Source organism: Natronorubrum aibiense, from assembly GCF_009392895.1.
GTDB classification, from domain to species: domain Archaea; phylum Halobacteriota; class Halobacteria; order Halobacteriales; family Natrialbaceae; genus Natronorubrum; species Natronorubrum aibiense.
The window spans coordinates 2598024-2617456 of sequence record NZ_CP045488.1 but is presented as its reverse complement, the minus strand read 5'-3'; the positions used below and the strand labels follow the sequence as shown (position 1 = coordinate 2617456).

23 protein-coding genes and 1 tRNA gene are annotated in these 19433 nt (G+C 57.4%); 12 read left to right on the top strand and 12 right to left on the bottom strand.

Annotated elements, in window-relative coordinates; translation table 11 throughout:
* The first annotated feature begins 307 nt into the window (after positions 1-307).
* Positions 308-1063: a hypothetical protein gene (locus GCU68_RS12880; RefSeq protein ID WP_152942225.1), complete on the top strand. Its 756-nt coding sequence runs from the start codon at positions 308-310 to the stop codon at positions 1061-1063.
* Between the two features lie 71 nt (positions 1064-1134).
* On the opposite strand, the gene GCU68_RS22130 is transcribed toward GCU68_RS12880, so the two are convergent.
* Positions 1135-1563 (bottom strand): AN1-type zinc finger domain-containing protein, encoded by a 429-nt coding sequence (locus GCU68_RS22130; RefSeq protein WP_152942223.1) that lies wholly within the window; start codon positions 1561-1563, stop codon positions 1135-1137.
* 777 nt (positions 1564-2340) lie between these two features.
* Between GCU68_RS22130 and GCU68_RS12870 the strand changes: the two genes are divergently transcribed.
* Positions 2341-2928, top strand: coding sequence for a tyrosine-type recombinase/integrase (locus tag GCU68_RS12870; protein ID WP_152942221.1), 588 nt, complete (start codon positions 2341-2343; stop codon positions 2926-2928).
* Between the two features lie 142 nt (positions 2929-3070).
* Here GCU68_RS12870 and GCU68_RS12865 read toward each other — a convergent pair whose 3' ends face one another.
* The 5 genes from GCU68_RS12865 to GCU68_RS12845 all read right to left on the bottom strand — a co-directional run bounded on the left by GCU68_RS12865 (position 3071) and on the right by GCU68_RS12845 (position 6529).
* Positions 3071-3307, bottom strand: a complete 237-nt coding sequence (locus tag GCU68_RS12865; protein WP_152942219.1) for a hypothetical protein — start codon at positions 3305-3307, stop codon at positions 3071-3073.
* A 184-nt stretch (positions 3308-3491) separates the two neighbouring features.
* On the bottom strand, positions 3492-4133 hold the full coding sequence (locus tag GCU68_RS12860) for a hypothetical protein (protein WP_152942217.1): 642 nt from the start codon (positions 4131-4133) through the stop codon (positions 3492-3494).
* Positions 4134-4733 carry a hypothetical protein gene (locus GCU68_RS12855; RefSeq protein ID WP_152942215.1) on the bottom strand — a complete coding sequence of 200 codons (600 nt, stop codon included), beginning with the start codon at positions 4731-4733 and terminating at the stop codon, positions 4134-4136.
* Positions 4734-4825: 92 nt separating this feature from the next.
* On the bottom strand, positions 4826-5863 hold the full coding sequence (locus GCU68_RS12850) for a hypothetical protein (RefSeq protein ID WP_152942213.1): 1038 nt from the start codon (positions 5861-5863) through the stop codon (positions 4826-4828).
* A gap of 354 nt (positions 5864-6217) precedes the next feature.
* Entirely contained in the window at positions 6218-6529 is a 312-nt protein-coding gene (locus GCU68_RS12845) for a helix-turn-helix domain-containing protein (RefSeq protein ID WP_152942211.1), read from the bottom strand.
* A gap of 211 nt (positions 6530-6740) precedes the next feature.
* Here GCU68_RS12845 and GCU68_RS12840 point away from each other — a divergent pair, with 211 nt between their 5' ends.
* Together GCU68_RS12840 and GCU68_RS12835 are read left to right on the top strand one after the other, a co-directional pair.
* Positions 6741-7373 (top strand): helix-turn-helix transcriptional regulator, encoded by a 633-nt coding sequence (locus GCU68_RS12840; RefSeq protein ID WP_152942209.1) that lies wholly within the window; start codon positions 6741-6743, stop codon positions 7371-7373.
* Positions 7374-7799: 426 nt separating this feature from the next.
* A complete protein-coding gene (locus GCU68_RS12835) occupies positions 7800-8807 on the top strand; it encodes a tyrosine-type recombinase/integrase (RefSeq protein WP_152942206.1) in 1008 nt (335 codons plus the stop codon).
* 114 nt (positions 8808-8921) lie between these two features.
* Here the strand turns inward: GCU68_RS12835 and GCU68_RS12830 are convergent.
* Positions 8922-8993: transfer RNA gene (locus GCU68_RS12830), tRNA-Ala, on the bottom strand.
* A 312-nt stretch (positions 8994-9305) separates the two neighbouring features.
* Here GCU68_RS12830 and GCU68_RS12825 point away from each other — a divergent pair.
* The 6 genes from GCU68_RS12825 (at position 9306) to GCU68_RS12800 (ending at position 14454) form a co-directional block, all read left to right on the top strand.
* Positions 9306-9773, top strand: a complete 468-nt coding sequence (locus tag GCU68_RS12825; RefSeq protein WP_152942204.1) for a 30S ribosomal protein S15 — start codon at positions 9306-9308, stop codon at positions 9771-9773.
* 12 nt (positions 9774-9785) lie between these two features.
* Entirely contained in the window at positions 9786-11000 is a 1215-nt protein-coding gene (locus GCU68_RS12820) for an exonuclease (protein ID WP_152942202.1), read from the top strand.
* The gene (locus GCU68_RS12815; protein ID WP_152942200.1) at positions 10997-11296 is read left to right on the top strand and encodes a KEOPS complex subunit Pcc1; all 300 of its coding nucleotides are present in this window, start codon (positions 10997-10999) and stop codon (positions 11294-11296) included. The genes GCU68_RS12820 and GCU68_RS12815 overlap by 4 nt, the downstream gene beginning before the upstream one ends.
* The gene (locus tag GCU68_RS12810; protein ID WP_152942198.1) at positions 11289-11930 is read left to right on the top strand and encodes a 30S ribosomal protein S3ae; all 642 of its coding nucleotides are present in this window, start codon (positions 11289-11291) and stop codon (positions 11928-11930) included. The genes GCU68_RS12815 and GCU68_RS12810 overlap by 8 nt, the downstream gene beginning before the upstream one ends.
* A 200-nt stretch (positions 11931-12130) precedes the next feature.
* Positions 12131-13111, top strand: a complete 981-nt coding sequence (locus GCU68_RS12805) for a ring-cleaving dioxygenase (RefSeq protein ID WP_152942196.1) — start codon at positions 12131-12133, stop codon at positions 13109-13111.
* Between the two features lie 116 nt (positions 13112-13227).
* Complete coding sequence (locus GCU68_RS12800; RefSeq protein ID WP_152942194.1) at positions 13228-14454, top strand: iron-containing alcohol dehydrogenase family protein; 1227 nt, start codon at positions 13228-13230, stop codon at positions 14452-14454.
* 29 nt (positions 14455-14483) lie between these two features.
* Here the strand turns inward: GCU68_RS12800 and queC are convergent, their stop codons facing one another.
* From queC to GCU68_RS12780, 4 genes are all read right to left on the bottom strand, one after another.
* Positions 14484-15212, bottom strand: a complete 729-nt coding sequence (queC, locus tag GCU68_RS12795) for a 7-cyano-7-deazaguanine synthase QueC (RefSeq protein ID WP_152942193.1) — start codon at positions 15210-15212, stop codon at positions 14484-14486.
* 14 nt (positions 15213-15226) lie between these two features.
* Positions 15227-16006 carry a 7-carboxy-7-deazaguanine synthase QueE gene (locus tag GCU68_RS12790; protein ID WP_152942191.1) on the bottom strand — a complete coding sequence of 260 codons (780 nt, stop codon included), beginning with the start codon at positions 16004-16006 and terminating at the stop codon, positions 15227-15229.
* Position 16007: 1 nt separating this feature from the next.
* On the bottom strand, positions 16008-16493 hold the full coding sequence (locus GCU68_RS12785) for a 6-pyruvoyl trahydropterin synthase family protein (protein WP_152942189.1): 486 nt from the start codon (positions 16491-16493) through the stop codon (positions 16008-16010).
* Between the two features lie 151 nt (positions 16494-16644).
* Positions 16645-17001, bottom strand: coding sequence for a winged helix-turn-helix domain-containing protein (locus GCU68_RS12780; RefSeq protein WP_152942187.1), 357 nt, complete (start codon positions 16999-17001; stop codon positions 16645-16647).
* A gap of 275 nt (positions 17002-17276) precedes the next feature.
* Here GCU68_RS12780 and GCU68_RS12775 point away from each other — a divergent pair, with 275 nt between their 5' ends.
* Entirely contained in the window at positions 17277-17963 is a 687-nt protein-coding gene (locus tag GCU68_RS12775) for a competence/damage-inducible protein A (protein WP_152942185.1), read from the top strand.
* Between the two features lie 18 nt (positions 17964-17981).
* Here GCU68_RS12775 and GCU68_RS21960 read toward each other — a convergent pair whose 3' ends face one another.
* Positions 17982-18107 carry a hypothetical protein gene (locus GCU68_RS21960; protein WP_264373460.1) on the bottom strand — a complete coding sequence of 42 codons (126 nt, stop codon included), beginning with the start codon at positions 18105-18107 and terminating at the stop codon, positions 17982-17984.
* Between the two features lie 116 nt (positions 18108-18223).
* Between GCU68_RS21960 and GCU68_RS12770 the strand changes: the two genes are divergently transcribed.
* Positions 18224-19354, top strand: coding sequence for an ATP-NAD kinase family protein (locus tag GCU68_RS12770; protein ID WP_152942183.1), 1131 nt, complete (start codon positions 18224-18226; stop codon positions 19352-19354).
* Positions 19355-19433: the final 79 nt, after the last annotated feature.

Sequence of the window (19433 nt, the reverse complement as noted above, 5' to 3'; positions counted from 1 at the left end):
TATAAACGAACGACTCATACGGATTGCTGTAACTATTTACCGCCGATCGCCAGAACGGGCCGGCGATCGGCGGTAATTGACTACAGTAAACTGTATCAGTCTTTCACGTTCTGTAGAGTCAAATTTGGGTTTCGAGGACACTAGAACGCACAGAGCGAGCTGAAAAGATTACCGCTGATCTGCTCCGAGAAAAGTATCCTACCGGCATTATTGCCTATCCTGGTAATGTGGATGTCTGATATCCAATCTCGGGTCTACTTTGAGTTCCAATCAATATCTAAGTATTAGCAAACCCAATAGTATACTGATGAAGAGTTTCTCGGAGATGCTCTTTGACTTCGGCTATTTCCCGCTTATCCACGATTCAGTCAAACAGGATTTCCTGAGTTGGTACTACGAAGGATCAAAAAGCAGTGTAGTCGTTAAGGGACTTCAGATGGAAAATTCACAGTTGTCCGATTTAGCTCAAGATGCCCAGATCGAGGCTGAAAATTTTGATCAGAACAACCAGTTATCGAATCTGGCCTCTATTTTTGAAGGATGGGAATCGAGAATTAAGATACTGTTCTATTACATAGCTGCTGGGACTATCCTATTCGGCGGAGGATTCTCTGCGATTGGTGTCCTCCAGATGAAGAACACGATGTTTTTCGCGATAGCCGAGATTGTTGGGAGTCTATTTTTCATAGGAGGCACTACTTTCATTATCGCATATAAGATAGTGGTGCATCAAATAAAGACGAACTCAGATCTAATCAGAAGGTTCAATCAAGAGTTGTCTGAAAAGCCAGGGGATATACGGGATAACGATCAGGATTGGCATCGGATTGCTGCGCAATTTTTCTGGAATAAGAGTCTACTCTCGCCCTCCACCCATATCTGTCTGATCTTTCTTTCTGTCATACGGCTACTCAGCACACGATTATATGGCCTCATTGTGGCAGATCTTCGAGAGGAAGTTCAGGAGTTCGTTGGTATGAATTCCCGAGAGATATTGAAGCAACAGGCTCACCGAGCAATGAAGGGTGATATTCCTGCATGGCCAAAAAGCCCGAAACCCTGAGGAGAACGTCGGAAAGGTAGAGTAATATCTGACTTAATTGTTCTCGGCGGCAGATTTGGTCTATGTACTGTTCAGCGTCCTAAGATCGATTTAAGTTTAGATAGGATGCTTTCCGAGTTACTTGAGTCTGTATCTTCTTTTTCGCTATCGTTCTTCGATTCAACCGACCCGTCCACACTCACGTCTGGGCTCCTTGAGGAGATCGTCTGTTCTTTCCGTCGGCATTCGAGGCAGAATTCGCGCTCAGACGTAGTGTAGTTTGAACAGCGATTACACTCTGTCTTCTCGGTTGTCTCACTTACAGACTGCTTATTTGGTACTGATTCCGAGAGATTAATTTCTTCTCTAAAATCTGGTCCAAGCGTATTCAAATCTGATAATGCTGGACAGTTATGTTTCTCTGGGAGTCGATGATTGGAGCAGTAGCTAAACCCGCAGTAAGAGCAAGAGTTTGCTATACTACCATCCCCAGAGCAATCCCGGAAATCACACTCACCCATTCATCTATACAGGAACAGTCAGATATAATGAATCTAGGGGGAGGAATGTGGAGTCTCGGTTACAACCTTCTCGTGGCACACCATAGGGGTGTCCGAGAATACGAACAGTCTCGGATGAATACAAAGACATGAGAGATATTAACTGCTGTCTCGACTCATCAGTAATATATGATAGGTCAGATCATATCTGCCATTGGGATCACTTTAACAGGTATAGGAACATTCATCCGTGTTGTTCCAGATCTAGACCGTCAAATTCGGAGGCATTTTTATAGAAATACACCTTTCACTCGTGACCTTTTCCGTATCAGAAAAAGGGTGAAAAATAGAGATTCGGGCCATAGATTTACTATTGGACACCGACGTGTCTGTAAAGAACTTGTTGATTATGTAGATGATCATGATATCAATGACCCCCCAGATCGTCTACCAACAAAAGTAGAGAATGTTGCGGCACACATTGAAGCAGAATACTCTGATGGGAGTAGAGAACAGTTTCTCGGAGGTAAGCCAGCTCAGCGTACGCTGGTAGAACTGCTAACCTTGTCAATTGAAAGGTCATGTCGTAACACTGGATTAGCAATCGCTGTTCTTGGAACAAGTATAGCAATCGGTGGAACTCTGATTCCGTCCTAAGATATCTGATGAGAAAATCATCTGGCTTGTCCGAGAATTGCGGTAGAGTCGGACAGAATCGGCCCGATCACCCCCTTGAGAACCACCGAAAAACCTAGATTGCTGGCGATATTTGTCCGAGATGCAGGCATACCGGACACCATGAATCTCCAACAGCACGAGAACCGCGACGACATGAAGGTCTGGCTCAGTCAGGACGAAGTAGAACAGTTGCTCGAGGTTGCCGATGGAACCCAGCAACGAATTGCATTCGCACTCGGTGCGCGCTGCGGACTCCGCTCTCACGAAGTTCTCGACGTCGCTCCGGAAGACATCGTTGACACCAACGCCGGGACGATGCTCCGCGTCTGGCATGGGAAAGGAGACAAGTTCCGCGAGACCCCCGTTCCGCGCGATCTCGCGACGACCATCCGGACGGTCGACGATGTGCGCGAGGCATCGGCCAGCTCGCCGCTCGTCGAGATCTCAAGCACTCGGTCACTTCGGCGGTGGGTTCGATCCGCTTCTGACCAATTGTACGATGAAACAGGAGACGCTGGGTGGGACCATCTCGGCTTCCATGATCTCCGACGGACTTGGGCGACCGCGCTCGCCTCCGCCGATGTCGATCCACTCATGGTGTGCGACTGGGGTGGATGGAATGACCTTGAGACCTTCCTTGAACACTATCGAGGCAGTTTTAGTCCAGAAGCTCAGCAACGGGAGCGTAGAAAGGTTGATTGGATATGATATAAATATACGGCTCTGTTGAAACCCTCAGAACGTGACAGGATTGTCGTGCTGAATACAGGGCGCAAATGTTGCACGAGATCTGGCCCGATTTGCGAAGGTGGTGGTTGCTCAGTCAGGGCCACACTTCGTATCTACTGGTTCACTCCTCGATGAGCTCCGCAGCTTCAAACCATTCTTTGAGAAGGGATTCCATCATTTTGAAAATGATAGTGATATTAATAATTCCTGTAATAAAATAGCCACCAAGCGCTAATTGTTCGTATTTATACGTCATCGATATGATGAATATGCTGACGAAAAGTATCCCAACTATGGTGAGAATGACGTACTTTGTAAGACTGGGCCGGTTTTCTTTTGGCACAATTATAGTAGTCATGTAATTGAGTTTGCAGATTGCTTTTAAGAAATTACCGGTATATGCGCACGTGTAGTGTGAATAATATTCAGTAATTTTGATATGTACCAAACAAAGTTATCGTGCTGAACTTATCCTCTGTATTCAGCACGATCACGCCAAACTATCAGCGATTGAGGGTTTCAACAGAGCCAAATATACTCAACTATAGAATTTCAAGTTCTAACAGCCTTCTGCCATTTCTCCTTTCGTCAGTGATATGCACATATCTGTTTAGTTCTCCCCCCTCATGTCCCGTTACCTCCTCTATTTCAAGTGGGAAATAGAAATCATGAGTTTCTACATTCTGACACACTATTTTATTTCCGTCTTCGTGTTTAGATTCTGCAGGAGCAAAGCTTGGTTTTGCTTTGAGAGGACCCTTCGCATCAATTTTCAATTCATATTCCCCCACCTTCTTATCAACATATACGTGTATTATGGCGCAGGGATTCGCACCTCCATTTTCTGCATCCCTGATTCGAACTAACTCTTTATGTTTCAGACGTCGATCAACCGCTTCTGGTTCTGCAGGGGTCCATGTTAGGAAGATATGGAAGGGGCGGTTTTGCTGGTAGAACCATAAGCTGGGGAGAATTATACTTCCAAGAGCTAAAGTGACAAGACTTAAATACGCCATTCCTGCATGGGGTATTGCTTTTGAGAATTTGTTCACTATAGCAGAAGATATCCAGAATATAGTGGAAATTAGAGGACTGATCTTGAACAGGAGTGTGCTTGTATATGCCTTGAGAAAAATAATGGCTTTTTGGGGGAGATATCTATCCCATTTAGAGTCACCATTCATCTATGAATTAGAGACTACTGTTGACTCGAAGATCTGAATTATATAATCTCTATCACTTTGCACTTCTGAGTCAATTATCAATCTATCATTCAGATATTCAACTTGGATTGGTTCTCCATCAGCATTCTCAAATTCGAGATATGCATTCTTGATAGGGCTCTGATTCTTCAGTTCATCCCAATCAGAATCTATCTCATTAGCTCTCTTGACAGAACCAGAAGGAGTAAACAATTTCAAACTTAATACCTTATCAGATTTCTCTACGAAGTCCCAAGCCTTCCGCTGATTAGGAACAAAATCGCTCTTTATTTCAAATCCACTATTTATACTGTTTTCTAATGCTTTAAGAATCTTCTCTGGACGAGGACGATCGCTATCTGTCTGTAAAATGATTAAGCCAGACCCAGATCTAATCTGGAATTCTCCTTCTGCCTTTTCAGGGCTACCGAATCGAGGCGAAGACTCATACTCATAGGTACCACGAACTATTTTCTGGTCCGAAAAGGGATATAAAGTTAAATCCTCAAATGTGGGAGGGACCTCTGCTGGATTAAGAGTAATATCAATTTCCTCAGAAGGTTCTAACGATGGGTTGTCCACGTCCTGAACTCGAGCTCTGCGGACGCTTTCCACCATACTATCTAGTTTGAAATCTGTATTGGCACATCATACGTCTTTTCCCCAATTCTCTTTTATCCAATATAGTCAAAGTCGTCTGGGTCTGCTCTTTCGTCGCGCTTCTCTTCAAAGTCTTCAATGAGACTGTCAAGATCAAAGTCTAAATCAACGTTGTTTTCTGCTGCAGTTCCTGCGAGGTCATCAAAGAACGTAAATGGTGGATACTTCTCTTTCTTGTCCATGCTTTGCCACTCTCTATAAAGCCTCACAAACTCTGAAACGAAGAATAGCGCTATCAGCGCTCTTTTAAGATGGGTTTCCGCGCGGTCAATAGATCCGCTCACCATAACATGAATTCTACCTTCCTTCTTTATTTCGGCATTGACATCATAACCATTCACTTTGAATATTCCTTCCATCATTTGGAAGTCCATCTCTTGGAGAAGAGCAAGGATGATTGGTAGTGATTCGCCAATGTTTTTCGAATCTTCAACCCGGTTTACTTGCCCGTACTGTTCCAGATCGCCTGAAACTTCCGAGGACTCCAACTTTATCGGTTTGATCGGGCCTGGAATTCCCTCTTCAGCATAGTCATGGCGATAAAGGAACCAAAGAAGAAAGTCTGGGTGGAAACCAAGATCGTCTACAGTTACATCCTCTCCTAATTCACTGTTTATCGCTTTCTCAGTCTGTTCTACCTTTCCTTGGGCCCCTTGAACAAGCATATAATCAGGGTAATCCCAGTAGACATAAGCCTCATTTGTCTGCCTCAACCAGGCTCTTGTTTGCTTTCCATTATTGTCTACAAATTCCAGATTCTTTGTGCCTTTATAATTCTCCCAAGTGTATTTCTTATCTATGATCCTGCTTGCTAATTCCGCAAGGTCACTCTCAAGCAGATACTCTTGACCGTTTGCTAACCGTGCGAGATCTATATCCGAAAAGCCCTCATTCTCTCTATTTGGCTTACCTCTCTCGAACTCAGATAGCCCCCCAAGAAGATCATCTTTCAACTCATCAGGCCTTTCTGAATGAACAGTTGTTGCACGGATCCCATTAAAGATGAGTTGCCCATCATATTTGAAATCCGGTCGTTCCTCCTGCTCTGACATTCTATATAACGGTAATAAAATAGGATGCGAATAAACCTTGTTATAGAACAAGAGGTTTTTGCTACCGATCCTGACGTGCTCGAGGAGACGGTCTCGGCCGATTTTCGGCATCTAACTCACCGTCAAGATACTCTTCTCCTTCGCCGGTGATCTCATACATATTGCTATCATTGAAAATCGGAGCGATCAACCCAACCTGAGAAAGCATTAGACACCTCTCCTCAACCCGCCCGCGCGAAGCAGTGAGTTTGATGGCTCGAGACATATACTTCGGTGTAGACCAAGGATCCTCAGAGAGATGCTCAAGAATCCGTTCATCGAGAGTACACATCCAGCGAGCGGGTTTTCGGCTCATTACGATTCAGAGGTTTGGCTTGCGGTTGGGCCGTTGTTCGCTCCGTTCCCGTTGAGGTAGACCTCGTTTTCAGCGTCGTACTCTTCGTCGAGATATGCCTCACCTCGATCGGAGATGGTGTAGACACCGTTCCCGAGCGGAGTGAGAAGACCATGTTCTGCAAGTTTCTTGCATCTACGGGATACGGAAGATGGAGAGATGCGAATTGCATCTCTTTCAGTGAGATCTCCAACTCGACCAGCGTCTTCATCTCGAATAATCTCGAGAATTCGATCGTCCCAGATCGTCATCCATGTCCCAGATTGTCTCATTACGTTCCAAAATGGCATAGAGGAACGTAATCCTCCGCAATTTGCTGATTAGACTAAAATTTGTCTGATATGCCCGACCGGTGCATTTATGCAATACCACTCTAATTGTGCAGGTGAGGAGCTACCAACTCGGTTGAAGATGACTCTTGTTGGTATGTGAGACCGGGCGGCGTTGGCGCGCCGCCCAGAAGGTAGCTCCGCGGATCAGGACATGAACTACGGAACTCCCGTGGGGCGTACACCCCACGCACGGCAAGAGGAATCGCCAGCCAAAAGGTCTGACGCTCGCTGTATCTGCGGCGCTCGAGCGAGCGGCTATGACGCTCGACGAAAAGAAAAGTCCTGTCGACTATGTGCGTCCATTCGCCCTGATGGTGGTTCCGACACGGGCTCGTCCGGGGAACAACCTCAAGTTGGTGTCGGGTGGGGTGAACTCTCCGGCTTCCAGCGCGATATCATCGAGATCATCGCACGACTTCAGTCAGCTGGCGTAGCTTCCTACGGGCTCGCGATCGAGGAAGAACTCGAGGAGTATTACTACGACATTCCTCACAGCCGGCTGTACCGGAACCTCAACTGCCTAATCGACGACGGGTTCGTTGAACTGAGCGAACTCGATGGTCGGACGAACAGCTATACGCTGCTGCCCGAATCGAAGGCGCTGCTCGAGGAGAACGTCTACCGTCGTGCCGAGGCTTGTGGACTACAAGTATCCGAAGCCGACGGAGACGACAAGCCGCAGACCATCGATTGTGACTGCGGAGAGTCGTTCGCGGCTGACGTCGAGAACGGCCCCATTTGTCCAAACTGTGGCCGTGGGTCAGAAGATCGAGGTGAACCATGAGCAGCGAGCCCAAGACGGTGACCTGCTCGACCTGCGGAAAGACCGCCCGGCGAACCGCTTGGGGGAGAACGGACGCAGCCTGCTACCGCTGTACCGAGTGCCACGCTGGTGGCCACATCGTTCACACTGAAGACGGCAGAGAACTCCGCCGGGGCGGTGTTTTCCGCCGACTCAGCAACTTCGCGACGCGGAGGATCAGCGCATGAGCGACGACGATCGCGATAAGGCCTGTGCAGAGGTGAGTTGTGAGTCTACAGACGGTACCGAACGTTCAGCTACTCGAGAGGAGATCAACGAGTGGGATGAAGAAAACGACGAACCACATCCTGTCTTCGAAGTCCCACACCGGCCAGAGCGGCATCGACTCGAGCACTCTATCGGAAACGACCAGCAACGAGAGACAGATACTGACTGTGGAGGTGACCGATGAGCGACGATCTCGAGCCAATCTCACCACGAGAAGCAGTCGACCTCTACGTCTCTCACCGAGAACTCGAGGTGAGCGCAAAGACGCTGCAGAACCACAAGTATCGGCTCAACGCTTTCGTCGAGTGGTGTGCCAAGGTCGGGATCGACAACCTCAACGACCTCACCGGTCGCGATCTCCACCGCTACCGAGTGTGGCGACAGCAGGATGTGAACATCGTCACGCTCCGCGGGCAGCTCGCAACGCTGCGCGTCTTTCTCGAGTTCTGCGCGTCGATCGACGCCGTCGAGCCAGGGATGCGTGAGCGGGTGAAGCTGCCGGACGTCGACCGCGGTGACGAAGCGCGCGACGAGATGCTCGAGTCCGATCGCGCTTGGAAGATCATCGGCTACCTCGAGCGGTACAGGCGCGCGAGCCGAGAACACGTCATCATGGCGATCCTCTGGCATACGGGGATCCGCCTCGGGAGTCTTCGAGCGGTCGACCTCGAGGACTACGAGCCCAACGACCAGTGCTTCTGGCTTCGGCACCGTCCGGACACTGGGACACCGCTCAAGAACCAGAAGCCAGCTGAGCGGGCGATCGCGCTTGACGACTACTACTGCGACGTCCTCGACGAGTACATCCGGTTTCACCGTCACGACGTCGTGGACAAACACGGACGCGAGCCGCTCGTGACGAGCGATCGAGGGCGGCTGAGTTCCGGGCAGATCCGTTCGGAGGTGTACCGACTCACGCAGCCCTGCATGATCGAGGGCTGTCCCCACGATCGCGAGCCGAAGGACTGCGAAGCCACCGAGTACGGGCACTACTACGACTGTCCGAGCAGTCTCTCGCCGCACACAATCAGGCGCGGGGCGATCACGTACCAGCTCCGCGAGGACATTCCGGAGAAAATCGTCAGCGACCGGTGTGACGTTTCCTCTGAAATCCTCGATCGCCACTACGACCGCCGTACAGACCGTGAGAAGATGGAACAGCGACGCGACTTCATCGAAGATCTATAACAGGAACATGACTCTCAAGCAAGCAGCTGTCAGCACTGTGGCATCGATAGCCGTCAGAATACCCTTAGGGAACGGAATTCAGCAAGTAGAAGGTCTGAAACGCCAAATTTCGAGTGGACTCGCCGGGATTTGAACCCGGGGCCTCTCCCATGCCAAGGGAGTGATCTACCCCTGATCTACGAGCCCTCGTTCGCATTTAGTCCTTTTGCAGGGGAATAGATAAACCCCTCGAAACGCTCGAGCCCACCCTGAAAATCACACACATGCGAGGGAACGCACGTGGCTCGCCGTTCGGACTCGAGTTATCGGGATCGCCTCGAGCCCGGTCTAGAAACCCTTTAGTCCGTCCGACTGAAAGCGACGGTGGGAAGCGCGCGGCCGCAAATCCGACTGTGCCGGCCACTCTTTCGGCTGGCTTGGGATTGCGGAAGTGCACCGACAGTCGGTCGAGCCGACTGTTACGTACGGAGCGGTCAGTGCGGTTCCTATCCTCGACCAATGGCACGAATGCACACCCGCCGTCGTGGCTCGTCCGGATCGGACAAGCCAGCGGCAGACGAACCGCCGGAGTGGAGCGACGTCGACTCGGACAAGATCGAAGACCGAGTCGTCGAACTAGCAGAGCAGGGCTACGAGCCGAGTCAGATCGGCATGAAGCTGCGTGACGAAGGAGTCACGGGCACGCCGATCCCGGACGTCAAGTTGGCGACCGGCAAGAAGCTCACCGAGATTCTCGAGGAGAACGATGCGAAGTCAGACATTCCCGAGGACCTCTACAACCTGATGGAACGCGCCGTGCGTCTGCGCGAGCACATCCAGCAGAACCAGCAGGACTACCAGAACAAACGTGCCCTGCAGAACACGGAGTCGAAAGTCCGACGCCTCGTCGACTACTACCGTGGCGACGAGCTCGAGCCCGACTTCACGTACTCCTACGACGTCGCGAAGGAACTCGTCGAATCGTAACTCCGTCCCGATATGGCAACCGAAGGCCGGTCCGTCGACTCGACGTCCGCCCCGCTCTCGAGCGACCTCGAGAGCGCGGGCTTCGTCCACATCGTCGCGCGAGCCGACGGCGACGCGCTCGCGGCGAGTGGCCTCCTCGCGAGGGCGCTGGCCGAGCGCGACACGCCGTTCCAGGTGAGCACCGGCCGGACCGTCGCGAGCCGAACCGCACGCGTTCGCGAGCGATCGTCGGATAGCGACGACGTCACGGTCGGTATCGGCGCGATCGATGCGGGCGTGACGCGACTCGAGACGACCGATCGGCCGGCCACGCTCGCGGCACTCGAGTGCGTTCGCGATCTTGGAACGACGCCGGACCCCGTCCTCGCACTCGCCGGCCTCGTCGCCGCCGAGATCGAGCCGGGAGCCGGCGAGAGCGAGTGGGTGCTCGAGACCGCGAAAGACCGCGATCTCGTCGCCCGCCGACCGGGTGTCGCGGCACCGACCGCGGATCCGGTCGACGGAATCGCCCACTCGACGCGTCTCCTCGGGCCGTGGTCGGGCGATGTCGATGCGGCACGCGAGGCCCTCGTAGGACTCGGTGTCGCACTCGATTCCCCCGAGACGCTCGCAGACGACGATCACCGGGCGATCGGCTCGGCCGTCGCGCTGGACGTCGTCGGCGCCGACGAGGCGACCGCGACGGCAGCGGACGCGATTCAGCGGGCGCTGCGTCCGTACGCGACGCCCGACCACGTGTTCGAGACGGTCGGCGGTTTCGCCGACGTGCTCGAGGCGACGGCTCGAGTCGAGCCCGGTACGGGCGTTGCGCTCGCGATGGGACACGACGTCCACGAACCGGCGCTTGCGGCCTGGCGCGAGTATGGCCGCCGTGCTCACGAAGCACTCGAGGGAGCGTCGACGAGCCGGTACAACGGGCTGTTCGTCGTCCGCATCGACGGCGGCCCGGTTACTGCGGTCGGCCGCCTCGTAGCGGCGTTTCGATCGCTGGAGCCGGTCGTCCTCGCCATCAGTGGGGGCTCAGCCGATGACGGCATCGGCGAGGCTGCACTCGTGACCCGCGACGACGATGTCCTCGGTGCGACCGTCGAGGGGATCGCGCGAGCGCTCGGAGACACGGGCGACGCGAGCGCCGAGTACGACATCGGCCACCGACGTGGCTACCTTCGGTACAATTCGATCGAAGACGACGCGACGATTATCGAGACAGTGAGGGAGCTGCTATGAATCGACGCGCGACTATTCGAACGACACACGACGAGCCGGACCTCGTTGTGCGGGCGATCCGCCCGGACAACACCGACGAGATGCAGACCGTCGTCGCAGACGACGGCGACGCTGTCGTCACGCAAATCGAACGCGAGACGACCGGCGGACTTCACTCGACGGTCGACGACTACGTCGTCAATCTCGAGGTCGCAGTCGACGTCATCGAGCAGACACGAGCGGGACAGCGCGAGCAACCGACGGACACGGGAGCTGTGTCCGACAGCGACTCAGAGACACTACCAAACAATGAGTGAACGATCAGTTTCACGCGCAAAACAGGAAAAGCGGTGGTACACCGTTCTGGCACCGGAGCAGTTCGACCGCCAAGAACTCGGCGAAACCCCCGCAGACGAACCGGAAAAGGTCTACGACCGAACCATCGAAACGACGCTCGGCGAACTCAACAACAACGCCAGCGAGAACAACACGAAGCTGACCTTCAAGATCACCGACGTCGGCAGCGACAGCGCTTACACGGAGTTCAAGGAACACTCCCTGACCCGTGACTACCTGCGCTCGCTGGTCCGCCGCGGGGCCTCGAAGATCGAGGCGTACGTCACCGTCCTCACGACGGACGACTACCGCGTCCAGATCCAGCCCGTCGCCTTCACGACGAAAAAGGCCGACGCGAGCCAGGAGAAAGCCATCCGCGAGACGATGGTCGAGATGATCGAAGAGGCCGCCGCCGAGCGCACCTTCGAGGAACTCGTCGACAGTGTCGTCGAGGGCCGACTCTCCTCGGGAATCTACGGCGAAGCCAAGACGATCTACCCACTGCGCCGCGTCGAGATTCAGAAGACGACGCTCGAGGCACACCCCGACGAAGTCGCCGAAGAGGAAGCGACTGCTGTCGACGTCGACGAAGACGACGTCGCCGCGGACGACTAACGCCCACATCGGTATCACGCTTTCACTTTTTATATTGCGACCCGACTGTGATTGGTGGCCGATCCACTGAGACACGTCGTCACGGGAAGTCGTGCGAGTGGCTCTGCAGTGACGGGCAGTAAACGACAGTAACGCCAATGTCACCCGATGACGTAACCGTTCGCAAACAGTTCTCTACCGTGGGTACCTACACTGTCTCGATGTCACCACAGACCTCTGGCCTCCATCACGTGACGGCTATCGCGGGCGACTCGCAACGAAACGCCGACTTCTACGTCGACATGCTGGGCTTGCGATTCGTCAAGCGAACCGTCAACCACGACGATCCGGGGACGTACCACTTCTACTTCGGCGACGGGGCGGGGACGCCCGGCACGAACATCACGTTCTTCCCGTGGACCGAGACGGGCCACGAAGGGACGTTCGGCGCCGGCCAGACCCAGACGACGGCCTACAGAATCCCGACCGACTCGGTCGACTACTGGCGTGATCGACTCGAGTCGAGGGCCGTCGACGTCGAGCGAGACGAGCGCTTCGGCGAGACCGTCCTCCGATTTGCCGACCCCGACGGGATCGAACTCGAACTCGTCGCGGCCGACGACGAACTGGCGACCGACGATGGCACAGCCGTCGCGACGCCGTGGGACGAGAGCCTGGTTCCGATCGAGCACCAGCTTCGGGGCTTTCACAGCGTCACGCTGGCCGTCGCCGACGTCGAGCCGACGGCCGCCGTTCTGACCGACGTCCTCGGCTACCGCCTCGAGGCCGAAGCCGACGGCCGGTATCGGTACCGGAGCACGACTGGCGGGCCGGGTTCGATCGTTGATCTGATCGAGACCGACGCGGGCCGCGGACACATGGGCATCGGCACGGTCCACCACGTGGCGTTCACAGCCCGGTCGGTCGAGGAGCAAGAACGCTGGCGCGAGGCATTCGCCGACCACGGGCTGCGCCCCTCGAGGGTCATCGACCGGACATACTTCCAGTCGATCTACACGCGCGAACCCGGCGGTATCCTCTTCGAGATGGCGACGACGGGACCGGGCTTTACCGCAGACGAAGCCCGCGAGGAGCTGGGCTCGAGTCTGGTGCTTCCCGACGAACTCGAGGCAGACCGAGAGCAGATCGAAGCGCAGTTACCGCCGTTCGACGGCCCGAACGTGGACTCGAGCGGGAACTGAGCAGGGATAAACTAACAGATGATATATCAAATCCCGAAATCGGCCCGACGGCACGCCCACGTGAGGGTGCTGCCGGGAGTCGTACCTTTAGGAGCAGACGGGACCGATAGCGACCCATGACAGTGACGCACACGAACGCTCGCGACGCGGCGTTTCGATTCGAGTACGAGCCGGCGACGATCCGGTTCGGTGCCGGCTGTGTCGGCGGTCTCGGGGCCGAACTCGAGCGCCACGGCTTCGAGCGTGCGCTGGTCGTCTGTGGCTCGACGGTCGGTTCCACGCCCGACGTGATCGACCCGGTCACGGACGGCCTCGGGGACCGACTCGCCGGTGTGTTCGCCGAGACGACGACGAAGAAACGCCTCGGGACGGCAGTCGATGGCCTCGAGCGACTCGAGGACGAGGACGCCGACGTGCTCGTGAGCCTCGGCGGCGGGAGCAGCCTCGACGTGGCGAAGGTAATCAGCGTCCTCGCGGCGAGCGACCGCGAACCCGCGGCGATCGGCGACGAGTTCGCGGAGACGGGCACGATTCGAGTCCCCGATGAGGGACTGGTGCCGATCGTCGCGGTTCCGACGACGCTCGCCGGTGCCGACCTCTCGCAGGTCGCGGGCGCCACCGCCGCGCCCGAGTCGGGACTGGTCGACAGAGAAGTGGGCGGCGGCATCTCGGGACCGGGACTGATGCCCGCCGCAGCCGTCTACGATCCCGAACTGGTGGCGACGACGCCCGAGTCGGTTCTGACAGGCTCAGCGATGAACGGCTTCGACAAGGGTCTCGAGGCGATCTACGCGGCCAACGCGACGCCGGTGACCGACGCCACGGCGACGCGCGGGCTCGGCAAACTCGAGGCCGGCCTCCGCGCGTTCGGTCGCGGTAAGCGCGACATCGAGACGTTCGAGACGATCCTCGAGGGCGTCGTGCTGGTCCAGTACGGCATCTCCCGGCCCGACGAGACGATGCTGTCGATCGTCCACGCCTTCGGCCACGGACTCACGCGCACGTACGAGGTCCAACAGGGTGCGGCACACGCCGTCGCCGTTCCACACGTCCTCACGTACCTGTTCGATCAGGAGGGAGTCGACGCGCGACAGGATGTGTTGGCCGACGCGCTGGGCGTCGCCGGTGCGGTCGATCCGGCACAGGCGGTCGTCGACAGGGTGGCCGACGTGCGCGACGCACTCGCGTTGCCGACACGACTTCGCGACGTCGATGGCCCCGACCCGGACGAGTTCGCCGCCGTCGCGGAGGCGATCCTCGCCGACTCGTTTATGGCGAACGCGCCGCCGGGGCTGGAGACTTCCGTTGAGGATATCGAACGTATTCTCGAGCAGGCCTGGTAACGAGGCGGACGCACCCATCGGAACCGGCACTAGTCGTCCACGTACGACGGCCGCTCGGCGTAGGCGATCGGGTCCCGAACGCCGATGTTCTGGAACGCCTGTAGGCGGAACGCACACGCATCACAGGTTCCACAGGCGGGTTCGTTCTCGCGGTAACAGCTCCACGTGTGTTCGTAGGGAACCTCGAGGTCGACCCCGCGTTCGGCGATGTCGGTTTTCGACCACTCGACGAACGGGGCTTCGATCGAGATCTCAGTGTCGGGTTTCGTACCGACGTCGACGACCTGCTCGAAGGCCTCGAAGAACGCGGGTCGACAGTCCGGATACCCCGAGAAGTCCTCGCTGTGGGCACCGATGAAGACGGCGTCGCAGTCGTTGGCTTCCGCGTACGAGACGGCCATCGCGAGCAGGTTCGCGTTCCGGAAGGGGACGTAGGAGGTCGGGATCTCGTCGCTGTCCATGTCGGCGTCCGCAACGTCGAGGTCGTCGTCGGTCAGACTCGAGGCCCCGATCGCCGCGAGGTGGCCGGTTTCGATCCGCAGGAAGTCCGCCGCGTCGAGTTCGTCGGCGAGTCGGCGAGCACACTCGAGTTCGCGGTCCTCGGTTCGCTGGCCGTAGGACGTGTGCAGGGCGTAGATCTCGTAGCCTCGATCACGGGCCTCGTAAGCGGCGGTGGCGCTGTCCATGCCGCCCGAGAGGAGGACGACGGCGCGTTTGGTGGTCGATTCGTCGGTCGTAGGAGTCGTATCGTCGGTCATCGGAGTTCAGTGTTCTAGGTTTCGGGCGCGTCGTTCCAGAGGTCGACGTGCAGCCGGGGCGTGTACCGGAATCCGTGGTCCATGGCTAGCTGTGCGACGTCGGCGCGGGTCTCCTCAAGTCGGTCCCGCGTCGCCCCTTCGGGCATGAGGAGGACGTTATCGTCCCGAATCGGGACGGCAGCGACCTCTCGAAGGTCCTCGAGCAGCGCGAGAATTTCGGGCAGGTCGCCCTCGTCGGTGACGACGAATTTGAGCTGGAAGTCGGAGTCTTCGACGAGGCGGGCCAGCGCCTCGAGGTCGATCCGGTCGCGCTCGTGGCGGTCTTCCCACTCCCCGTCGCCTTTGGGATCGCGCTCGGGCGTGGGCGTGCTGCTCTCGAGTTTCGGGCTGATCGAAGCGAGGTCGATCGGCGCGTCGCGGTAGATCGTTCCGTTGGTCTCGACGGTGGTGTGGTAGCCGCGTTCGGCGAGCGCCTCGAGGAGGTCGACGCTCGTTTCGTGGAGCAGCGGTTCGCCGCCGGTGAGGACGACGTGGTCGGCGTTCTCGTAGGATTCGATCTCCGCGAGGATCTCCTCGACGCCCAGCCAGGCGTGGGTGGGTTCCCAGGAGGTGTGATAGGAGTCACAGAACCAACAGCGGAGGTTACAGCCGCTCGTGCGGACGAACACGGAGGGGACGCCGGCAAGCGTTCCTTCGCCCTGGAGCGAGTAGAACAGTTCGTTGATCGGGAGGCCGTCGGCTGGCTGGTCGTCTCCAGCCACCCCGTCCCGATCGATCGAGTCGGAAACCGGCATCTCAGAACTGGCCGCCGCCACAGAGTTCGCTCGTCTCGTTGACCTGTACGGCGACGTGGGAGACGGTGTCGGGCAACGCTGCCTCGAGTTTGCGTTCTAGGAAGACGCTCATCACCTCCGCCGTCGGCGGCTGCTCGAGGACGACGAGCGCGTCGTCGTCACCCGCGGCTTCGAAGGCGTCGATCAGGGGGTCGCCCGCCTCGACCAGGAACATGTGATCCCACTCGTCGATCACTGCGGTAATATCGCCTTTGTCGGCGATCCAGCCCTCATCGGTCAGTTCACCCGTTACGCGGACGGAGATTTCGTAGTTGTGCCCGTGCGGTCGCGAACACTTCCCGTCGTGATGGAGGAGCCGATGCCCGGCGCTGATCCTGATCGGGCGGTCGCGGCCAACGTGGAGGACACGCTCGGTTCCGATGATTGCATCGCCGCTGCCGTCGGCGACTGCGGCCGAACGCTCGGCGGTCGCTGCTCGTTCAGTCATATCTCAGTATTCCCTTGAGATTACTTAAGCGTGACCGACTGGCGCCATCGCTGTGTGGCCACACCACACTCGATCCGCGACCCGGACGCCACGCCGTGGCTCGAAAACGAGAGACGGTCGCTCGCTCGAAACGGCGCTCGGAGACGGACGATCAGTCCTCGAGTTGATCCCGAAGCCGGTTTTTGGCTTCCGTTCGGCGTTTGCGCGAAAACGACGGTTGGTCGTCGGAGAAGTCGATCTCGATCTCATCGAGCGTTCGTCGGTAGATGTTCGTTCGTCGTCCTTCCTCGGAGAGTTGTCGTCCCTCACAGGTCAACAGTCCGGCCTCGACGAGGTCCTGAATGCGGCGATAGCAGGTCGCGATCGGGATCTCGATATCGTCGCTCAGCGCCTGGGCTGATTTCGGCGTGCCTGCCGCACAGAGAATCTCCGCACTGTACTTGCTCCCCAGTGCTGAGAGAATTGCAGTTGATTCCGACTCGGCTCGTTTTGTCCGACTCTGAGACATCGTTCTCTCTATACTGAATTATCAGAATTGAATCTTGTGGTTAGTAAAATTACATCGAGCGGCGGTCTATAAAGACCCCCGACGTATACGGGTCGGTCAATAGTCGTGACAACACACCAATAGTTTTACCGACCCATTTCGTGTCAGACGTATTCACTTATCGCCGTGTGTCGGGGTGGCGCGAGGGTAACACTGACGATACGCGGACGACTTCGGTAGATGACTCCAGTCTCGAGTCTCGACACTCGTTTTACGCCGCGGGCCGAACGACGGCCATGAACGTTGCAATCGTCACCGTCGGTGACGAACTGCTCGCCGGTCGAACGACGAACACCAACGCTACGTGGCTCTCCGAGCAGTTGACCGAGCGCGGAGTCGCCATCGAGCGTGTGACTACCGTCCCGGATCGGATCGGCGACATCGCCCGCGTCGTCAACGAGTACCGCGCCGAGTACGACGCCGTCATCGTCACCGGCGGTCTCGGCCCGACCCACGACGACGTCACGATGGCAGGCGTCGCCGCCGCGCTGGGTCGCTCACTCGAGGAAGACGCGGACGCGCTCGCCTGGCTCGAGGCGAACGGCTACTCGCGGGCCGAACTGACGGAGGGGACGGCCGAGCTGCCGGCCGGTGCCCGTCCGCTCCACAACGACGCCGGCGTCGCGCCCGGCGCCGCTCTCGAGAGCGTTTACGTCCTCCCCGGCGTCCCCTTGGAGATGAAGGCGATGTTCGAGTCGATCGCGGACGAGTTTTCGGGGACGAAGACGTATCGAACGGTCGTCGTCGCCGACGAGCCGGAAAGCGCGCTGCTCGACCGCATCGCGACGGTGCGCGACCGCTTCGAGGTCTCCGTCGGCAGCTACCCCGGCGAGTCGGTTCGACTCGCACTCGAGGGGACGGACGAAGAAACCGTGTCGGCGGCGGCGACGTGGCTCCGCGAGCGAGTCGACACTGTCGAGTAACGCCGCCGGAGGTGTCGATTATCGGTACAGGTAGGCGAGCCAGATGACTGTCACGAGGAGGCCGAGTGCGAGCACGCCCCAGCCAGTCAGCGCCATCGGTAGTTCCGGATCCGATTCGAGCACGGCGAACGTGAGTTCGTTCATACGATGCGGTCAGTTCCCATCCCTCTTAATGTTTCAGAAAATCCGCTCGTCGGTATCGTCGCGCGCCCTCTCGAAAACACCACACGGCTTTTGGATCGGCTCTGCTTACGTCGGCCATGGAGTCTCTGGGTGTCGTCGTCAACCCGATTGCGGGCATGGGCGGTCGGGTCGGGCTGAAAGGAACCGATGGCAAACTCGAGGAAGCGCGCGAACTCGGAGCCGAACCGCGAGCCCCCGATCGGGCCCGCGAAGCGCTCGCAGCATTGCATCGACGGAAGCCCGACCTGACAGTCTACACGGCCGCGGGCGTGCTGGGTGAAAACGCGGTCCGCGAGGCCGGCTACGAGCCGATCGTCGTCTACGAGCCTACGAGAGGTGACGAGACGGACGCAGCACAGTCCGACGCCGCCGACAGCGCCTATCCGAACGCGCCCGCCGACGCCGAGACGACCGCCGCCGACACGCGTGGGGCCGTTCGGGCCTTTCTCGAGCACGAGGTCGAGCTGGTCTGTTTCGTCGGCGGCGACGGCACCGCAGTCGACGTCGCGTCGGTACTCGAGGGGGCCGAGACACCGATGCTCGGCGTCCCGGCGGGCGTCAAGATTTACTCGTCGGTGTTCGCCGTGACGCCGGCCGACGCCGGCCGGATCGTCGCCGAGTTCGACCGCGTCACAGCCCGCGAAGTGAACGACATCGACGAAGCAGCCTACCGAGAGGGCGAGGTCCGAACGGAACTCAAGGCCGTCGTCCCGGTACCCGTTGCACCCGATATTCAGTCGGGCAAGCAGGTCGCAAGCGGCAGCGTCGATGCGCTGGCGGCGGGCGTCGCCCGCGAGATCGACCCGGAGCGGACCTACGTCTTCGGTCCCGGCGGGACCGTCGGGGCGATCGAGTCCGAACTCGGTATCGAGCCCTCACCGCTCGGCGTCGACGTCTGGCGCGATGGGGAGATACTCGCCAAAGACGCGTCTGAGAGCGAGATCCTCGAGGTCCTCGAGGAACCGGTGACGATCGTGGTCTCGCCGATCGGCGGTCAGGGATTCATCTTCGGACGGGGGAACCACCAGATTTCACCCGCCGTGATCGACCGCACCGACGAGATCGAAATCGTCGCCTCGGGGGAGAAACTCGACGGAATCGACGCCCTGCGCGTGGATACCGACGACCCAGCGGTCGACGAGCGGCTTCGGGGCTGGACGCAGGTTCGGACAGGCCGGTTTACGACCCGCCTCGTCAAGGTTATATAAGGTATTAGCATCTGCAGCTGTTGCAATCAAGGATATAACCATTCGTCAGCTATGTAATGACCATATAGTCAAGATTAAG